Raw genomic sequence first — 17,794 nt, 5'->3', positions numbered from 1 at the left:
TGCTGCTCGCCGCTCAGACGAGCGCGAAGCGGACGACGCCCGCCGCGCTGACGCGCTGGACGCGGCCCAGCTCGACGAGCCGCTGCAGGTGCGTCTGGATGCACGCCTCGGCGTACGCCCAGCGGTGCCCCGGGCCGCTGGAGACCTCGTAGTTGAGGTCGGTCTTGATCGGGAAGACCTCCGGCAGCAGCTCGAGGATCGTCTGCGGCCCCTCGCCGCGGCCCAGCAGCGTCAGCAGCCGGTCGGCGGTGTCGTGCTGGGCGCGCAGCAGGTGCTCGAGCCGCCGCTTGACGGCCGGCGCGTCGTAGGCGCCGAGGTAGTGCCCCTCCCACAGGTACTCGGCGCCGAACGCGAGGCACTTCTCCAGCGTCGCGATCTGGTCGGCGGCGTTGCCGATCGGATACGGCGACAGCGGGCTCGGGTAGTGGACGATGTCGGCGCAGTAGAGGCTGCGCGTGGCGGGGTTCCAGATCCCGACCTGGCCGGGCGCGTGGCCGGGCAGGTGGACGACCTGCAGCTCCAGCTCGCCGACGTGCAGGACGTCGCCGTCGGCGACCTCTCTGTCGACCGCGACGGGGAAGTTCCAGTATCTGTCGATCACCGCGGGGTCGGAGAGGCCGAGGCTCTCGCCGGGCGCGAGGTTGAAGTCGGCCAGCAGCTGCTCGGGCGTGACGCCGAAGCGCAGCGCGTTCTCTGGGCTGGCGAGGATCAGCGGGTCCTCGATCACCGGCCGGTCGAGCGCGTGCGCGAGCACCTCCGGGCCGAAGCGCTGCTTGATCTCGGCGGCGTTGCCGGTGTGGTCGTAGTGGAAGTGCGAGATCAGCAGGTACTTCAGCGTGACGCCGTCGCGTTCGAGCTTCTCGACGATCGTCGGCCCCATCGAGACGTCGCTGCCGGGGACGCGGTTGCCGCTGTCGATCAGCAGCGCCTCGTCGCCGCTGCGGATCAGGAAGACGGCGCCCTGGACGTTGCCGTCCAGCTCGTCCTCGGCCCAGTTGCCGTGGATGCCCGGGATGCCCCACCCGTCGGGCGTGGTGATCTCATAGAACCGCATGCTGCTCGTCCGTCTCCTATCAGCGGTGGCGGGTGCGCAGTGGACCGTCGGCGCGCCAGAGCGCGTGAAACTACACTAACCCGATCGGGTTAAGCAAGTAATGTCACGGTGACACGCACAGGACGCGGCGCAGGAGGTGTGGGCGGAGCTGGTCGGCGACGAGTCGCTCGCGGCGGCGCAAGTCGTTCTACGCCGTTCGCAGCAGCGGGCCGCTGTTCCGTCGCTTCGCGGAGGACTGCCTGGTCGAGCCGGTCGGCGAGAGGTCGGCGCGGGTGACGTGGACGATCGCCTTCGAGCCGCAGCCGCCGGCGAAGCTGACGACGCCGATCAACCGGCGGATCCTCAGCTCGCTCTTCCGCGACACGCGCGCGCACTACGCCGCGCAGTAGCCGGCGCGAGCGCCGCCTCAGCTCGACAGGTACCGCACGACCGCCAGCACGCGCCGGTGGTCGTCGCTGCTCTGGTCGATCCCGAGCGCGTCGTAGACGAGCGAGATGTGCCCGACGACCGACTTCTCGGTGATGTGCAGCCGGCCCGCGATCGCCGCGTTGCTGCGGCCCTCGGCCATCAGCGCGAGCACCTCGCGCTGGCGTCTCGTGAGGTCCGCCAGCGGGTCGCCGGGGCGCGGCCGGTCGATCATCGCGGCGACGACGACCGGGTCCAGGACGGTGCCGCCGTCGAGCACGCGGTGGAGGTCGGCGATGAACGACTCGAGGTCGGCGATCCGCTCCTTCAGCAGGTAGCCGACGCCGCGGTCGCCGCCGCGCAGCAGCTCGACCGCGTAGCGCCGGTGGACGTGCTGGGAGAGCACCATCACCGGCTGTTCAGGCCGTTCGGCGCGCAGCTGCAGGACCGCGCGCAGGCCGTCGTCGGTCAGGTCGGGCGGCATGCGGATGTCGGCGATCACGAGGTCGGGCCTGAGGCCGAGCGCGCGGCGGACGAGGTCGCGCGCGTCCTCCGCGAGCGCCTCGATCGTGAACCCGGCGCCCTCCAGCACGAGCCGCAGCCCCTCGCGCATCAGCACCTGGTCCTCGCCGATCACGACCCGCACGATCTGCCAATCCTGCCAGACCCGATGCCGCGACGGCGCCCGTCGCCGCAACCGGGCTGGCGGGCGGCTACCGCACCGCGACCGCGCGCACGTCTCTCCTCGCTCGGTCGCGCGCGTGCAGCAGCCGCGCCATCGCGTCGGCGATCGGCTGGCCGGAGGGCTCCTCGACGAACAGCCACTGCCCCGCTGGGTTGACCTCCAGGAAGACGTGTCTGCCGTCCGGCGTGAGGCGCATGTCGATCGCGCCGTAGACGAGGCCGAGGCGGGCCATCAGCGCGCTGAGGCCGCGCTGGACCTCGGCCGGCAGCTCGACCGCCTCCATCCGCGCCCGCGCGACGTCCATGCGGAAGTCGACCTTGTAGTCGGTCTCCTGGGAGTGGATCGCGACCGCGTACAGCTCCTCGCCGACGACGGTGACGCGCAGGTCGTAGACCGCCTCGACGTACTCCTGGAAGATCACCGGCGCGTACTTGACGTTGTCGAGCAGCTCCAGCTCCTCGGGCCGCAGCAGGCGCGTCTCGCGCCAGTCGCGCTCGGTCGCGGAGAACGACTTGTAGATCACCGCGCGGTAGCCGCGCTGGTCGACGAAGGCGCGCGCCCGCACCGGGTCGTTGGTGATCAGCGTGTGCGGGATCCGCAGGCCGACGTCCTGCGCGACCGACAGCTGGAACGCCTTGCGGTGCGCGACCTGGTCGCGCGCCGGGTCGTTGATCCAGAAGGCGTCGAGCGAGTGCCACATCCCGCTCAGCGCCTCCTGCGCCTCGTTGGCCGCGAACAGGCGATGGCCGTCGTCGGCGATCTGCGGGCTCGGCTCCGGCCACTGCGGCCGGCGCCACCAGACCGCCCCGACCTCGCCGAGGTCGAGCCGGCCGCGCTCCAGCTCGAGCGCGAAGCCGCGCCCGCCGCAGTCGGCGCAGCAGGCGTAGCTGGCCGACAGGCTCGCCCGCTGGGGGAAGTCGGCGAGGTCGACGATCGTGACCTCGCCGCCGAGGTCGCGCAGGCGGCCGGCGACCGCGAGCGCGTGCTCGTCGGTCTCCGGCGCGAGGATCAGGACGGTCACGGCGTCAACCGCCCGCCGCCAGCCGCTGGTACTCCTCGACCAGCTGGCCGTACGCGGCCGACAGCTGGCCGAACGCCTCGACGTCGGCCGGCGCGAGCTGCCCGGCGGCATGCGCCTGCTGGTACTGCCCCAGCACCTGCTCGTACTGGCCGATCTGCTCCGCGAGCTGGGCGAGCTGCTGCTGGAAGGCGCCCGGGAACGAGCGGCTCCACGCCTGCGAGTGGTGCGGCGTCGAGAGCACGAACGGCGTCGCGGCGCGGCCTGCGACCGGGCCCACCGGGTTTATCAGTATCTCGGGTATCGGTCTTCTTATCGGTATTCTGGGTATGTCGGCGGCGGGGAGCTTCGGTATCCCCTGGTCGAGTATCTGCAGCTTCGGTATGTCGTCGCGGAACTTCAGCGTTATCGGGTCGTCGGCGATCTTGAACTTCGGCCCGGCCTTCTGGTAGCCGATCGTCGGGCGGTCGGCGTCCAGCGACGCCTGCATCCGCGCGACCTGGCCGGCGGTGAACATGAACATGCCGGCGTCGTCGGTGTAGTCCATGTAATTCATGAACAAGTCACCATTGGGGCCGTTTCTGCAGGTGACATGCGGGAACGCCGGGATGCCGCCGTTGGAGCCGGCGCAGTTGGGCGTGTCGGCGACGAAGTCGTCGCCGCTGCAGCCGGTGCCGTCGTCGCCCCAGACGTGGCGCAGGTTGAGCCAGTGGCCGATCTCGTGGGTCGCGGTGCGGCCGAGGTTGAACGGCGCCGCCGCGGTGCCGGTGGTGCCGAACGCGCTCTGCCGGATCACGACGCCGTCGGTCGCCGCCGCGCCGCCGGGGAACTGGGCGTAGCCGAGCAGGCCGCCGCCGAGCTGACAGACCCACAGGTTCAGATATCTGTCGCTCGGCCAGGCGTTGACGCCGGCGGTTCTCGACGACTTCACTCTGTCGTCGTCGCTGAACGACGCGGCCGACGTTCTCGTGCGCGTGATGCCGCTCGTCGCTCTGCCGCTGGGGTCTCTTCTGGCCAGCTCGAACTCGATCCGCGCGTCGGCCGCGAGCGGCGCGAAGACCGCCGGGAGCGATCTGACGTCCGCGTTGGTCATGCGGAAGTCTCTGTTGAGGACGTCGATCTGGCTCTGGATCTGCGCGTCGGAGATGTTCTGCGCGGCCGTTCTGTAGACGACGTGCACGACCGTCGGGATCACCGTGATCCCTCTGCGCGCGACGGCGCCGCCGGCCGCCTCCACCTCCCAGGCGTTGGTCTCGCTGCGTGCGCGCGCGTGCAGGTAGGAGGAGTCGGTGCGGAGCAGGCGCTCGTGCACCGGCATCGTCCCGCAGCTGCGTGTTCTCGGCAGGTCGTCGTCAGCCATGCGGTCGTCCCTTTCGCGATTCAGCCCAGTTCGCGCAGGCGCAGCTCGTGCTCGTCGGCCCGCTCCACTCCGTACCGGCGTGACGGGCCGCCCTCGACCCGCAGCGTCAGCTGCTCCCCGTCCAGCTCCCAGCTGCCGCCGGTCGCCTCCCGCTTGTCGGCCGGGCCTGGCGTCAGCTCGCGCAGCGCGCCGTCGGCGCCCAGCTCGAGGCCGCTGCGCGGCGCGCGCGCCGGCGGCAGGTCGGCGTCGGACGGGCGATAGACGAGGCAGCCCTCGCTGTCGTCCTCCTGCGCGCGCGTCCAGCTGCGGACGAGCGCGTCACGCGCGACTCTCGCCACGGGTCCCCTTCTTCGTCAGGTGAGGCCGCCAGCGGCCCCCGGCGGCGGCGATGCTACGCCAGAGACCGGAAACGAGTCAACGGAAAATGGAGCTTTGGCGAGTGCCGGCGCGTAGACGCGCTCAGAGGCCGAGCGAGCGGTGCATCGCGCGGCGTGCGCGGGCGGGCGCGGCGGGGTCGCCGAACAGCTGGATCGCCTGGTTGAGGCCGACCGCGAGCGCGTTCCACTCGAACGCGACCTGCGCCGGGTCGACGTCGGGCGCGAGGTCGCCGGCGTCGAGCGCGACGCGCACGTCGTGCTCGATCACATCGCGCCACAGCTCCAGCGCGGCGACGACGCGGTCGCGGACCGGGCCGTCGCGGCCGTCGAACTCCATCGAGGCCGCGGTCAGGAAGCAGCCGCCGGGGAAGACGCCGCTCTGCAGGTGGGCGATCCACGCCTCGCAGATCGCCAGCAGCCGCTCGCGCCCGGCGGGGCGGTCGGCGATCGGCAGCCAGACCTCGCGCGTGAAGATCGCGATCGCCTCCTCCAGCGCATCCAGCTGCAGCTGCTGCTTGCTGCCGAAGTGGCCGATCACGCCGGCCTTGCTCATCGACAGGTCGCCGGCGAGGCGGCCGATCGTGAGGCCTTCGAGACCGTCGGTGGAGGCGACGGCGACGGCACGGGCGACGATCTCGCCGCGCGTCTGGAGGGCTGCTGCGGCCGATCGGCGCGGGCTCATGGCGCAGCAGTATAGATTACGAACGATCGTTTGCTAAATGGCGTCGCGGAGGCGCGGCGGGCGCGCTCCCGAGGCGGCCCCGACCCGCCCGCGCGACGCCGGCTACCGAGGAGCGAGAGATGCGGATCCGCCGACTGGGCTGGGCTGGGCTGGAGCTGGAGGCAGAGGGCGAGCACGTCGTCGTCGACCTGTTCCAGCACAACGAGCCGCTGGAGCCGTTCACCGGGCCGGTGCACGGGCCGCTGCCGCCGCCGGCCGGCGCGGGCGCGATCGCGACCGCGCTCGTCACCCACCTGCACGCCGACCACTGCGACCCGGGCGCGATCGCCGCCGCGCTGGCGCCCGACGGCCTGCTGCTGCGTCCCGCGCCGGCGCCCGACGGCGGCGTGCTGGAGGACGGCGCGCTGCTCTACGCCGAGCAGGGGATCGCCGAGCGCGGGCTCGCGACGCAGGTGCTCGCGCCGTGGGAGTCGGTCACGCGCGGGCCGTTCACGTTCACCGCCGTGCCGGCCGTCGACGGCTTCGGCGACCCGCAGGTGTCGTGGGCGGTCGCGGCCGGCGGCGTGCGGATCCTGCACGCCGGCGACACGCTCTTCCACGGCGCGTGGTGGCTGGCGAAGCTGCGGCTGGGCGACTTCGACGCCGTCTTCCTGCCGGCCAACGGCCCACGCGTCAGCCTCCCCCACCGCCAGCCGCCGAGCCCGCTCCCGGCCGCGATGACGCCGGAGCAGGCGGCTGCCGCGGCCGCGGTCCTCGGCGCGCGGCTGGCCGTGCCGATCCACTACGACACGATCGACTCCCCGCCGCGCTACGAGCAGGTGAAGCAGCCGGCCGAGCGCTTCCTCACCGCCGCGCAGGAGGCCGGCGTCGCGGCGCGCGTGCTGGCGACCGGCGAGGAGCTGACGCTCGCGCCGGCCGCCGCGCAGACGAGCGGGAGCTAGTCGCGGATGTCGAAGTAGCCGTCGCCGTCGAGCAGCAGGCCGTCGCCGACCGGTCTCAGCGCTCTGCCGTCGTCGGTCAGGTAGAGCGCGACGGTCTCGATCCGCTCTCTGCCGTCGGCGAACGCGAGCCGCAGCGTTCTGTCGGCGCGGACCTCGTAGGTGCCCTTGCTGTCGGCCGGGACGATCGCGTAGTCGCTTATCGGCCCGCTGCCGGAGGCGACGGCGTCGCGGATGAACGTGCCGTCCGGGCGGAACTCGAGGTTCTCCGTGTAGTAGCTGCAGTACAGCGGGCAGAGGCCGGAGGAGTTCGCGTAGGTGACGTACGTGGTCCAGCGCGTGCCCGGCGCCGGGTAGCCGAACTCGCCGTAGTTGTCGTCGTCGTAGTCGATCGAGTGGTCGGGCTTCAGCGCCGCCGGTCTGCCGTCGATCGTCAGCGTGTTGCTGGCGGCGTCGTACGTGTACGGCTTGCACTGCTCGCTGGCGGCGGCGCAGGACGGCCACGTGCCCTCGACGTCGTCGACCCAGACGAACTGCTTGCTCGTGAAATAGAGCGTGTGCATGAGGATGCCGCTGATCGTGTACTGCGTGCCCCAGAAGTAGCGGCCGCTGAGGTCGTTCGGGTCGGCCGGCGGCTGCGCGGGTCCGGTTCTGCCGGCCGATCTTCTGCCGCTGCCGAAGGCGAGCCGGGCCGAGCCGAGCGTCTTGCCCCCGCGCGTCACCTTGACCGTCAGCCGGCCTCTCGCCGGGCCTCTGGCGGTGCGGCTGAGCGCGACCGTCACGCGCGCCGATCCTCTCCCCTTCAGCGCCGGCAGCGCGCGGCTCGTCTTCCCGCGCTTCGCGCCCGCGAGCGTCACCTTGACGCCCTTCGGCGCGACGACCGCGAGCGTCAGCCCGGTCAGCCGCGCTCTGCCGGGGTTGCTGACGACGATCGCCGTCTTCGCCGCTCTCGTCGTCAGTCTCGCGGCGAGCGGCTGCGCCGAGACGCGCACCGCCGACTTCGCCGTCGCTGTCGCGGGCACGACGGCGACTGCCGCGACCAGCGCGATCGGCAGGCTCCAGCGAACTGCTCTCACTTCGGGGACTCCTTGCGACGGGAACGCGATCCGCCTGTGGTCATACCCGAACGGGCGCGCGCCAGACCTTGCGACGGTTCCCGCTTTGCATACAGAAGTGCATCGGATACGTTCTTGCATCATGAACGACCCCGATGTGATCGTCGTCGGCGCGGGCCTCGCCGGCCTCGTCGCCACGCATGAACTGGTCAAGGCCGGGCGACGGGTGCTCGTGCTCGACCAGGAGAACCGCAGAAACCTCGGCGGCCAGGCCTTCTGGTCGCTTGCCGGCCTCTTCTTCGTCGACAGCCCCGAGCAGCGGCGGATGGGGATCAAGGACTCCTACGAGCTGGCGCTGCAGGACTGGCTCGGCTCGGCCGGCTTCGACCGCGACGTCGAGGACCACTGGCCGCGCCAGTGGGCCGAGGCGTACGTCCGCTTCGCCGCGACCGAGAAGCGCAGATACCTGTTCGACCTCGGCCTGCGCGTCGTGCCGACCGTCGGCTGGGCCGAGCGCGGCGGCGGCGACGCGCTGGGACACGGCAACTCGGTCCCCCGCTTCCACCTCACCTGGGGCACCGGCCCCGAGCTGGTGCGCGTCTTCCTCGAGCCGATCCTCGAGGCCGAGCGGCGCGGGCTCGTCAGCTTCGCCTTCCGCCACCAGGTCGACGACCTCGTCGTCGAGGACGGCGCCGTCGTCGGCGTGCGCGGCACCGAGCTGGTCGCCTGCGACGAGCTGGAGCGCGGCGTCGCCTCGCCGCGCGAGGCGGCCGGCGAGTTCGAGCTGCGCGCGCAGGCGGTCGTCGTCAGCTCCGGCGGGATCGGCCACAACTTCGAGCTGATCCGCCGCAACTGGCCGCGCGAGCGGCTCGGCGAGCCGCCGCAGACGATGATCTCGGGCGTGCCCGCGTACGTCGACGGGCGGATGATCGGGATCGCCGAGGAGGCCGGCGGCAACATCGTCAACCGCGACCGCATGTGGCACTACACCGAGGGGATCCACAACTGGGACCCGATCTGGCCGCAGCACGCGATCCGGATCATCCCCGGGCCGTCGTCGCTGTGGTTCGACGCGCTCGGCGAGCGGCTCGAGGCGCCCTGCTTCCCCGGCTTCGACACGCTCGCGACGCTCAGACGGATCCTCCAGACCGGCCACGACTACTCCTGGTTCATCCTCAACGAGTCGATCATCGGCAAGGAGTTCTCGCTCTCGGGCTCCGAGCAGAACCCCGACGTGACCGGCAAGGACATCAAGCTGCTGATCCGCTCGCGGCTGGCGAAGGGCGCGACCGGGCCGGTCGAGGCGTTCAAGCGCAACGGCGTCGACTTCGTCGTGCGCGACAATCTCCACGACTTGGTCGCCGGCATGAACGAGATCGCGCGCGGACCCGCGCTGGACTACGCGCAGATCGAGCGCCAGGTCGTCGCGCGCGACCGCGAGGTCGACAACAAGTACTCCAAGGACGCGCAGCTGATGGGGATCGCCAACGCGCGCCGCATCCGCGGCGACAGAATGCGCGTCGCCAAGCCGCACCGGATCCTCGACCCCAAGCACGGGCCGCTGATCGCCGTGCGGCTGAACGTCTGCACGCGCAAGACGCTCGGCGGGCTGGAGACCAACCTCGACTCGCAGGTGATGCGCGCCGACGGCTCTCCCTTCCCCGGCCTCTACGCGGCCGGCGAGGTCGCCGGCTTCGGCGGCGGCGGCGTGCACGGCTACAACGCGCTGGAGGGCACGTTCGTCGGCGGCTGCATCTTCTCGGGGCGGGCGGCCGGGCTGGCGCTGGCACGGGAGCTGGGCGACGCGGGCGCGGCGCGCGCGGGAGCCGCGACGGCGTGAGCGAGGCCGCGCCTGCCAGACCTCGGCGCGTCACCAGACGGCGCGCCGAGACGCGTCAGCGGCTGCTCGACGCCGCGCTGCACGTCTTCGCCGAGGAGGGCTTCGGCCGCGCCAGCGTCGAGGAGGTCTGCGAGCGGGCCGGCTACACGCGCGGCGCCTTCTACTCCAACTTCGGCTCGCTCGACGAGCTGTTCCTGGCGATGTGGGAGCAGCGCTCGACGGCGATGCTGGGTGCGCTCGCGGCCGCGCTGGACGCGACCCCCGGCGAGGCGCTCGTGTCGCTGGAGGACGGGATCGACCAGCTGCTCGCGCTGCTGCCGCTCGACGACCACTGGCAGCGGGTCGAGTCCGAGTTCACCGCGCACGCGCTGCGGGTGCCGTCGCTGCGCGCCGCGATGGCGGCGCGCGAGGCGCAGATCGCGGCCGCGCTGCTGCCGTTCATCGACCGCGCGGTCGCGCGCGTCGGGCGGCGCGTGGTCGACCGCGAGGCGTTCGCGGCGGCGCTCGTCGCCGTCCACGACGGCACCGCGATCCAGTGCCTGATCGAGCCGGACGACCCCGCCGTGCGGTCGCGTCGCCGGGAGCTGTTCCTCGCGGTCGTGCGGGCGTACACGATCGCGGAGGCGTAGGACGCGGCGTCGGGCGGGCGGGCGGGCGTCGACCGGAAGGCGCGCTGCGCGGGACCTGCCTACGCCGCGCTCGACTCGGCCGCCTCGACGCGCGGCGCCAGCACGCAGCGCAGCGCGCCGCAGTCGAGCTGGACGGTCGCGCCGGCGATGAAGCGGCCCTCGGTCGCGGCGCGCTCGGGGCGCAGCGCGGTCAGGCCGGCGAGCTCGTGCGCGGCTCGCGAGGTCGCGGTCCGCAGCGCGCCGATCGCCTGGCGCTGGCCGTAGTGCCAGCCGGCCGCGAGCAGCCGCTCGCCGCGGTAGAGCGACCAGCGCCAGCGGCGGCCGAGCCGGCTCGGCGGAAGCGGTTCGAGCGTGTACGAGAAGGTCGGAAGCTCGTCCTGCATCCGCTCAACGTAGCGGGTCGCCCTGTCGGCTTCGCGGCCAGGCAAGCGGCGCGGCGGCCGTCTCACTCCTCGTCGAACTCGTGCGCGTAGCCCTGGCCGGTGCGGGGCTTGGCGCCGAACTGGGTGGGTTTGGGGGCCTTGTTGAGTCCCCCTCTGACGCCGGGCGGCGGGCCGCCGGGCTGGGGGTCGCCGGCGCGGCCGCGCTGGGTCGGGCGGTCCTTGTCGCGGCTCGGCTGGACGCGCTTGGGCTCGCCTCTCTGCTTCGGGAAGTGGGGCGGCCAGGGAGCGTCGCCGATCCCCTCCTCCTCGTCGCGGCGGGCGAGCTCGAGCAGGCCGTCGAGCGTGCCGGCGTTCGCGTCGATCGTCGCGGCCGGGTCGCCGACCGTCTTCAGCCGCTCGGGGACGGTGTCGAGCCGCAGGTCGCCGGGCTCGACGTCGGCGACCTCGTCCCATTCGAGCGCGCAGGAGACGCGCGCGTCGACGGTCGGGCGGACCGAGTAGCAGGAGGCGACGGTGCGGTCGCGCGCGTTCTGGTTGTAGTCGACGAAGACGCCGTGCCGCTCCTCCTTCCACCACTTGCTGGTGGCGAGGTCCGGCGCGCGCCGCTCGACCTCGCGCGCCAGCGCCAGCGCCGCGCGGCGCACGCCGAGGAAGTCCCACTCCGGCTCCAGCCGGACCATCACGTGGATCCCCTTCGAGCCCGACGTCTTCGGGTAGCCGCGCAGGCCGTGCTCCTCCAGCACGTCGCGCACGACCAGCGCCGTTCTGCGGACCGCGTCCCAGCCGACGCCCTCGCCCGGGTCGAGGTCGACGCGCAGCTCGTCGGGCGCGTCCAGCTCCGCGCGGCGGGCCGGCCACGGGTTGAAGTCGATCACGCCGAGGTTGACGGCCCAGGCGAGGTGGGCGACGTCGTTGGCGACCAGCTCCTCGGCGGTGCGGCCGGAGGGGAAGGCGACGGTCGTCGTCTCCAGCCAGTCGGGCACTCTCGACGGCACCCGCTTCTGCCAGATCGGGTCCTCGTTGATGCCGTTGACGAACCGCTTCATCACGGTCGGCCGCTCGCGCAGGTGGATCAGCGCGGCGTCGGCGACCGCGACGTAGTACTCGACGAGGTCGAGCTTCGTCCAGCCGGGCTTCGGGAAATAGACCTTCGCCGGGTTGGAGAGGCGCACCTCGCGTCCCGCCAGCTCGAGCATCGTGTGTTCGCTTCTGGCCACGAGCGCGATCCTAGCGAGCGGGTCAGGCGTCTCTCGCGGGAGCGTCCGCCGCCGCCTCGCGTCTGGCGCGGGCGCGCCGCTTGCCCTCGTGCATCGCCGCGACGCGCGCGACGGGGATCTCGCGCCCCTCCTCCACCAGCTCCGCCGGCAGCGGCTGCGGCGCGGGCAGCAGCGCCGCCCACGGGTCGCCGCCGTCGAGCAGCGCCGGCACCGTCTTGATCGTGAACTCGTGCGGATCGGCGTCCGCGAGCGCGTCCCAGGCGAGCGGGAAGGAGACGGTCGCGCCGGGGCGCAGGCGCGGGCTGTAGGCGGCGGCGATCGTCGCGCCGTAGGCGCGCGTGGCGTCGACGAACACTCTCCCGCCGCGCTCGGCGAGCACGTAGGCGGTCGTCGCGAGCGACCGGTCCAGCCGCTCGGCGCGGGCGGCGAGCGCGCGCGTCGCGGCGGCGATCTGCTCGCCGCTGGCCGGCTGCGCGATCGGCACGAGGATGTGGACGCCCTTCGCGCCGCTCGTCTTGAGCGCGCCGCTCAGCCCCGCCTCGGCCAGCGCCTGCCGCACCAGCTCCGCGACCGCGACGACGGCGGCGAACGGCGCGCCCTCGGGCGGATCGAGGTCGAGCACGAGGTGGGTCTGCCGCGGCGGCTCGGCGTCGATCCGCACGAGCGCCGGGTGGTACTCGATCGCGCGCTGGTTGGCGAACCACTTCAGCGTCGGCCAGTCGTCGCAGAGCGCGTAGGTGACGTCGCGTCTGCTCGCCTCGGCCCAGATCGTCGCCGTCCGCACCCACTCCGGCAGGTATCTCGGCACGTTCTTCTGCATGAACGGTCTGCGCCCGCGCAGCGCCCGCATCACCGACAGCGGCCGTCCCCGCAGCCCGTTCAGGAGCGGCTCCTGGACCGCCTCCAGGTACGTCACGAGATCGCGCTTGGTCGCCTCGGCGCCGTCGAACAACGGCTGGTCGAGGTTGGTCAGCTCGACCTCGCGCTCCTCCGCCATGGACGGCACCCTAGCGCCGTACGGCGCCGCGGCCCGCACGATCGCGCCCGCTGCCGCGCGCGGCAGCGGCGGGCGCGGCGCGGCGCGGGCTCAGGCCGGCTGCGCCGTCGCGCTGTTGAGCGTCGCCGCAGCGCGCTCGATCGCGCCGACGTCGCGGACGCCGCCGGTGTCGGCCGAGGTCGCCATCGCGGCGTAGGCGCGCAGCGCCTGCGAGACGTAGCGCTCGCGCGCGGCCGGCTGGTAGCCGCCGGAGGTCTCCAGCGCGGCGCGGCGCGAGGCCAGCTCGTCGGCTCCGACCTCCAGCTCGATCGTGCGGCCGGGGATGTCGATCGCGACCGTGTCGCCGCTCTCGACCAGCGCGATCAGGCCGCCGGAGGCCGCCTCGGGCGAGACGTGGCCGATCGACAGGCCGGAGGTACCGCCGGAGAAGCGGCCGTCGGTCAGCAGCGCGCACTCCTTGCCGAGGCCGCGGCCCTTCAGGTAGGAGGTCGGGTAGAGCATCTCCTGCATGCCCGGCCCGCCTCTGGGCCCCTCGTAGCGGATCACGACGACGTCGCCCGATCTGACGTCGCCTCTGAGGATCCCGTCGACCGCGTCGTCCTGCGACTCGAACACGACCGCCGGCCCGCTGAATCTGAGGATCGAGTCGTCGACGCCGGCCGTCTTCACGACGCAGCCGCGCTCGGCGATGTTGCCGTAGAGGATCGCCAGGCCGCCGTCGAGCGAGTGCGCGTGCTCGACGTCGTGGATGCAGCCGTCGGCGGCGTCGGTGTCGAGCGACTCCCACCGCTCCGACTGCGAGAACGCTCTCGCCGAGCGGACGCAGCCGGGCGCGGCGTGGAACAGGTCGAGCGCCGCCTCCGAGGGCTTCGGGCTGCGGATGTCCCAGGCGCCGAGCCACTCGTCCATCGTGCGCGCGAAGACGGTGTGGACGTCCTCGTGCAGCAGGCCGCCGCGCTGCAGCTCGCCGAGGATCGCGGGGATGCCGCCGGCGCGGTGGACGTCCTCCATCAGGTAGACGCCGTTGGGCGCGACCTTCGTCAGGCACGGGACTCTGCGGCTGAGCGCGTCGATGTCGGCCATCGTGAAGTCCAGCTCGGCCTCCTGCGCGGCGGCGAGCAGGTGCAGCACGGTGTTGGTCGAGCCGCCCATCGCGATGTCGAGCGTCATCGCGTTGTCGAACGCCTCGCGGGTGGCGATCGCGCGCGGCAGCACCGACTCGTCGTCCTCGTGGTAGTGGCGCAGCGCGATCTCGACGGCGGTGCGGCCGGCGTCCTCGTACAGCCGCTTGCGCATCGTGTGCGTCGCGAGCGTCGAGCCGTTGCCGGGCAGCGACAGGCCGAGCGCCTCCGTCAGGCAGTTCATCGAGTTGGCGGTGAACATGCCCGAGCAGGAGCCGCAGGTCGGGCAGGCGGCCTCCTCGATCAGCGCCATGTCGTCGTCGCTGACCGACGGCGAGACGGCCTCCGCCATCGCGGTGATCAGGTTGAGGCCCTTGCGGACGGTGCCGTCGACGAGCGTCGCGGTGCCGCCCTCCATCGGGCCGCCGGAGACGAAGACGGTCGGGATGTTGAGCCGCAGCGCGGCGTTCAGCATCCCCGGCGTGATCTTGTCGCAGTTGGAGATGCAGACGAGCGCGTCGGCGCAGTGGGCGTTGACCATGTACTCGACGCTGTCGGCGATCAGCTCGCGCGAGGGCAGCGAGTAGAGCATGCCGCCGTGGCCCATCGCGATGCCGTCGTCGACGGCGATCGTGTTGAACTCGCGCGGGATCCCGCCGGCCTCCTGCACCGCCGCCGCGACGACCTCGCCGACCGGCGCGAGGTGCGTGTGGCCGGGCACGAACTGCGTGTACGAGTTCGCGATCGCGACGATCGGCTTGCCGAAGTCCTCGCGCGCTACCCCGGCCGCGCGCAGGAGGGCGCGGGCGCCGGCCATGTTGCGGCCGTGGGTGACGGTGCGGGACTTCAACGGTGGCATCGCAAGGCTCCTCTTGTGGCTGTGACCGCCGTGGGCGCGGCGGCCGCTCGTGGCTGGTGGTGCTGCTCGGGCGGTCCGCGTAGACTAGCGGAATGCCCATTCCGGCCTCAACCCCGTGGGAGCGGCTGAGCGCGTCCGAGAAGCGCTCGCGGGCGCTCGAGGTCGCCGGCGAGCTGTTCGCCCGCGAGGGGATCGGGCTGCCGATGCCGGCGCTGGCGGAGGCGCTCGGGGTCGGCGTCGGCTCGATCTACCGGCAGGTCGGCAGAAAGGACGAGGTGATCGCCGCGCTCGTGATCGCCCGCGCGACGATCCTGCGCGAGCGCTTCCTCGCCGCGCTCGACGCCGGCGATCCGTGGGAGGCGCTGGTCGCGGCGACGCACGCGACCGTCGACGACTGCCTCGCCGACGCCGTCACGCAGACCGCCTGGGACGAGGCGGCCTTCGCGAGCGAGGCGGTCGCCGCCGCGCGCGCCGGCGCGACCTCCGCGCTGGCGCTGATGGTCGCCCGCGCACGCGAGGCCGACCTGCTCGCCGCCGACACCACGCACGAGGATCTGCGGATCCTCTTCTGCTCCCTGCGCGAGCTGTCGCCGACCGGCGCCCCCGCCGCGCACCGGCTCGCGGAGCTGGTGCTGCGCGGGATGCGGGCCTAGCGTCAGCGCGGCGGCGGGCGGCGGCGCGACGCGCGCGGCGGCCTCAGCGCGGCGCCAGGCCGTCGAGCAGCGCGCCGACGGCCAGCTCCCAGCGGCGGTCGATCGAGGCGCTCGACGTGCCGAGGCGGCGGCCGTTCTCGGCCGCGGCGAGGCCTTGCAGCAGCGCGACGAAGGCGTGCGCGACGTCGGCCGCGTCGCCCGCGATCAGGCCGGCGTCGATCGCCCGCTGGCAGCGCGCGACGATCAGCGTCCGCACCGAGCCGCTGCGCTTCAGCTCCTGCGGCCCAGGCGCGAAGTCGGTGAACGGGCGCGACAGCATCACCTCCGCCAGCGCCGGGTTGGCGACGACGAAGGCGCGGTAGGCGCGCGCGGTCGCGAGCGCGTCGGCGCGCGGGTCGTCGGTCAGCGGGACCGCGTCGAGCAGCGCGTGCAGGCGGCCGAAGCCGGCGAAGAAGACCGCCCGCACGAGCCCGCCCTTGTCGCCGAACAGCTCGTAGACGGCCGGCGTCGAGGTGCCGGCGGCGGCGGCGACGGCACGCGCGGTCAGCGCGGCGGGGCCGTCGCTGGCGAGCAGCTCGATCGCGGCCGCCAGCAGCCGCTCGCGCAGCTCCGGCGTGCGCTGTTTGGCGCGCGGCATGGCGGCAGGCTAGCGCATTCCGTGACAGCGTTCCGTAACCTTGTCACGAAATCGACCCGAGCCCGCGGAGCGCGAGCCGCGTGGGCGCAGACCCGGGCCCGCCGCGCGGCGGGCTCCGATCCTGAGGAGAACCGATGACCGAGCTGGCGACCTACACGCTCGACGACGGGATCGCGACGATCGCGCTCGACGACGGCAAGGCGAACGCGCTCTCGATCGCGATGCTGACGCGGCTGCACGAGCTGTTCGACGCGGCCGAGCGCGACGGCGCGATCGTGCTGCTGACCGGTCGCGAGGGCCGCTTCTCGGCCGGCTTCGACCTGAAGGTCTTCCAGGCCGGCGACGGCGAGGCGGTGCTGGAGATGCTGCGGCTCGGCGCGACGCTGGCGGAGCGGATCCTCTCCTTCCCCACCCCGGTCGTGATCGGCTGCACCGGCCACGCGATCGCCGCCGGCTCGTTCCTGGCGCTCGCCGCCGACGTCCGCATCGGCGCCGACGGCGCCTTCCAGCTCGGCATGAACGAGGTCAAGATCGGCCTGACCGTGCCGTGGTGGGCGATCGCGCTCGCGCGCCAGCGGCTCACGACCGCCGACTTCGACCGCGCCGTCGTGCTCGGGCACGGCTACGACCCGGCCGCCGCCGTCGCCGCCGGCTTCCTCGACCGGATCGTCGCGCCCGAGCAGGTCCGCGCCGAGGCGCTCGCCGCCGCGAGCGAGCTGAAGCAGCTCAACATGGCCGCCCACCACGCGACCAAGCTGCGCGCACGCCAGCCGGCGCTGCGAGCGATCCGCGCCGCGGTCGAGCAGGAGCTGGCCTCCTTCGACGGCCTCGGCATGACGACCGCGCCGGCCTGACTCGAACTGTCGCGCAGTCGACACAGCGAGCGTCGCGGAGGCGAACGACCGGCGGGCGGGGCGAGAGCAGAGTGGAGCGCAGTCCAAGGCCCCTCCGAATCGCACAAGGAGACAGCTCATGCGCCCCACCCGCCTCACCGCCCTGCTCGCCGTCGTCGTCGCCGCCCTGCTCGCGGCGGCCCTGCCCTCCGCCGCTGGTGCGGTCTCCACCACCGACGCGGCGCAGTGGTCGCTCGGCACGAGCAGACCGTCGGTCAACGTCAGCTACTCGTTCAAGAACCTGATCAACAACAGCTACGTCGACTACGGCAAGCGAACCTGGGGCGTCGACCTCGTCTGGGGCTCCTCCTCGGCGCAGTGGACCTTCCTGCCCGACACCGGCTCCCCGAACATCCGCGACCACCGCAGACGCGCGATGAACCCCGGCGAGAAGGTCGCGATCTACAACAGCAGCACGCGCCGCTACCTCGTCTACGGCAGCCAGACGTTCGGCATCAACCTGACCTGGTCCAGCCGCCCCTCCTACCAGTGGAAGATCGGCAGCGACCCGGCGACCGGCAACGCCGCGCTCTTCAACACGGTCGAGAACGACTACGTCGCCTACGGCCAGCGGCCGCTCGGGATCAACCTGCGCTGGCTGAAGGACGTCCGCAGAGACGCGCAGCAGAACGCGCCCGGCTCGCTCCACGACGCGAGCGTCACGATGAGCGCGCAGCCGGTCGTGCAGGGCTTCGTGCCGTTCCTCGGCTACTTCGGCGGCGGCCCCGGCTTCAACGCCGTCCTGACGAAGGTCAGCAACCCGGCCAACGGCACGCCGCTGGCGTTCGTCAAGCCCGGCCACTCGACGAGCGAGTGCGGCAGCGACAACGCCGTCACCACGCTCGCCCCCGGCAAGACGATGACCGCCGACCAGATGACGGCGCTCTACGGCTCGACGCGCCCGAGCCTGACGCAGCGGATCCCCTTCCTCGCCTGCGCCGGCACCAACGGCAGCGCCGTCTTCGTCAACGTGCAGTGGCAGCAGCTCTGA

General features: G+C 72.8%; 18 protein-coding genes. 6 read left to right on the top strand and 12 right to left on the bottom strand.

The window, feature by feature from the left end:
• Positions 1 to 13 precede the first annotated feature (13 nt).
• The 6 genes from Q7L73_RS00155 to Q7L73_RS00130 form a co-directional block, all read right to left on the bottom strand.
• Entirely contained in the window at positions 14 to 1,054 is a 1,041-nt protein-coding gene (locus Q7L73_RS00155; RefSeq protein WP_304687933.1) for an MBL fold metallo-hydrolase, read from the bottom strand.
• A gap of 406 nt (positions 1,055 to 1,460) precedes the next feature.
• Positions 1,461 to 2,105: a response regulator transcription factor gene (locus Q7L73_RS00150; RefSeq protein WP_304687931.1), complete on the bottom strand. Its 645-nt coding sequence runs from the start codon at positions 2,103 to 2,105 to the stop codon at positions 1,461 to 1,463.
• A gap of 67 nt (positions 2,106 to 2,172) precedes the next feature.
• Complete coding sequence (locus Q7L73_RS00145; protein WP_304687930.1) at positions 2,173 to 3,165, bottom strand: MvdC/MvdD family ATP grasp protein; 993 nt, start codon at positions 3,163 to 3,165, stop codon at positions 2,173 to 2,175.
• 4 nt (positions 3,166 to 3,169) lie between these two features.
• Positions 3,170 to 4,522, bottom strand: coding sequence for a zinc metalloprotease (locus Q7L73_RS00140; protein ID WP_304687928.1), 1,353 nt, complete (start codon positions 4,520 to 4,522; stop codon positions 3,170 to 3,172).
• 20 nt (positions 4,523 to 4,542) lie between these two features.
• Complete coding sequence (locus Q7L73_RS00135; protein WP_304687926.1) at positions 4,543 to 4,860, bottom strand: hypothetical protein; 318 nt, start codon at positions 4,858 to 4,860, stop codon at positions 4,543 to 4,545.
• A 121-nt stretch (positions 4,861 to 4,981) separates the two neighbouring features.
• Positions 4,982 to 5,581 (bottom strand): TetR/AcrR family transcriptional regulator, encoded by a 600-nt coding sequence (locus Q7L73_RS00130; RefSeq protein WP_304687924.1) that lies wholly within the window; start codon positions 5,579 to 5,581, stop codon positions 4,982 to 4,984.
• 119 nt (positions 5,582 to 5,700) lie between these two features.
• On the opposite strand from Q7L73_RS00130, the gene Q7L73_RS00125 reads away from it, so the two are divergent.
• A complete protein-coding gene (locus Q7L73_RS00125) occupies positions 5,701 to 6,522 on the top strand; it encodes an MBL fold metallo-hydrolase (RefSeq protein WP_304687923.1) in 822 nt (273 codons plus the stop codon).
• Here the strand turns inward: Q7L73_RS00125 and Q7L73_RS00120 are convergent.
• Positions 6,519 to 7,595, bottom strand: a complete 1,077-nt coding sequence (locus tag Q7L73_RS00120; protein ID WP_304687921.1) for a hypothetical protein — start codon at positions 7,593 to 7,595, stop codon at positions 6,519 to 6,521. The two genes, Q7L73_RS00125 and Q7L73_RS00120, sit on opposite strands and share 4 nt — an antisense overlap.
• Positions 7,596 to 7,716: 121 nt before the next feature.
• Here Q7L73_RS00120 and Q7L73_RS00115 point away from each other — a divergent pair, with 121 nt between their 5' ends.
• Both Q7L73_RS00115 and Q7L73_RS00110 read left to right on the top strand, forming a co-directional pair.
• The gene (locus tag Q7L73_RS00115; RefSeq protein ID WP_304687920.1) at positions 7,717 to 9,414 is read left to right on the top strand and encodes an FAD-binding dehydrogenase; all 1,698 of its coding nucleotides are present in this window, start codon (positions 7,717 to 7,719) and stop codon (positions 9,412 to 9,414) included.
• Complete coding sequence (locus Q7L73_RS00110; protein ID WP_304687918.1) at positions 9,411 to 10,043, top strand: TetR/AcrR family transcriptional regulator; 633 nt, start codon at positions 9,411 to 9,413, stop codon at positions 10,041 to 10,043. Before Q7L73_RS00115 ends, Q7L73_RS00110 begins: the two co-directional genes overlap by 4 nt.
• 59 nt (positions 10,044 to 10,102) lie before the next feature.
• Here Q7L73_RS00110 and Q7L73_RS00105 read toward each other — a convergent pair whose 3' ends face one another.
• From Q7L73_RS00105 to ilvD, 4 genes are all read right to left on the bottom strand, one after another.
• A complete protein-coding gene (locus tag Q7L73_RS00105; protein WP_304687916.1) occupies positions 10,103 to 10,426 on the bottom strand; it encodes a hypothetical protein in 324 nt (107 codons plus the stop codon).
• Positions 10,427 to 10,488: 62 nt separating this feature from the next.
• Positions 10,489 to 11,643, bottom strand: a complete 1,155-nt coding sequence (locus tag Q7L73_RS00100) for a DNA polymerase domain-containing protein (RefSeq protein ID WP_304687915.1) — start codon at positions 11,641 to 11,643, stop codon at positions 10,489 to 10,491.
• A 22-nt stretch (positions 11,644 to 11,665) separates the two neighbouring features.
• On the bottom strand, positions 11,666 to 12,640 hold the full coding sequence (locus Q7L73_RS00095) for a DNA polymerase domain-containing protein (RefSeq protein WP_304687913.1): 975 nt from the start codon (positions 12,638 to 12,640) through the stop codon (positions 11,666 to 11,668).
• Positions 12,641 to 12,730: 90 nt separating this feature from the next.
• Positions 12,731 to 14,620: a dihydroxy-acid dehydratase gene (gene ilvD / locus Q7L73_RS00090; protein WP_304687911.1), complete on the bottom strand. Its 1,890-nt coding sequence runs from the start codon at positions 14,618 to 14,620 to the stop codon at positions 12,731 to 12,733.
• Positions 14,621 to 14,712: 92 nt separating this feature from the next.
• Between ilvD and Q7L73_RS00085 the strand changes: the two genes are divergently transcribed.
• Positions 14,713 to 15,273 (top strand): TetR/AcrR family transcriptional regulator, encoded by a 561-nt coding sequence (locus Q7L73_RS00085; RefSeq protein ID WP_304687909.1) that lies wholly within the window; start codon positions 14,713 to 14,715, stop codon positions 15,271 to 15,273.
• Between the two features lie 43 nt (positions 15,274 to 15,316).
• Here Q7L73_RS00085 and Q7L73_RS00080 read toward each other — a convergent pair whose 3' ends face one another.
• Positions 15,317 to 15,910, bottom strand: coding sequence for a TetR/AcrR family transcriptional regulator (locus tag Q7L73_RS00080; RefSeq protein WP_304687907.1), 594 nt, complete (start codon positions 15,908 to 15,910; stop codon positions 15,317 to 15,319).
• A gap of 134 nt (positions 15,911 to 16,044) precedes the next feature.
• On the opposite strand from Q7L73_RS00080, the gene Q7L73_RS00075 reads away from it, so the two are divergent.
• Positions 16,045 to 16,764 carry a crotonase/enoyl-CoA hydratase family protein gene (locus Q7L73_RS00075; protein ID WP_304687906.1) on the top strand — a complete coding sequence of 240 codons (720 nt, stop codon included), beginning with the start codon at positions 16,045 to 16,047 and terminating at the stop codon, positions 16,762 to 16,764.
• Between the two features lie 118 nt (positions 16,765 to 16,882).
• The gene (locus tag Q7L73_RS00070; protein WP_304687904.1) at positions 16,883 to 17,794 is read left to right on the top strand and encodes a hypothetical protein; all 912 of its coding nucleotides are present in this window, start codon (positions 16,883 to 16,885) and stop codon (positions 17,792 to 17,794) included.

This window comes from Conexibacter sp. CPCC 205762, assembly GCF_030646155.1.
Lineage (GTDB): Bacteria > Actinomycetota > Thermoleophilia > Solirubrobacterales > Solirubrobacteraceae > Conexibacter.
The sequence above is the reverse complement of the archived record's forward strand: the minus strand, read 5'-3'. Positions and strand labels throughout refer to the sequence as shown.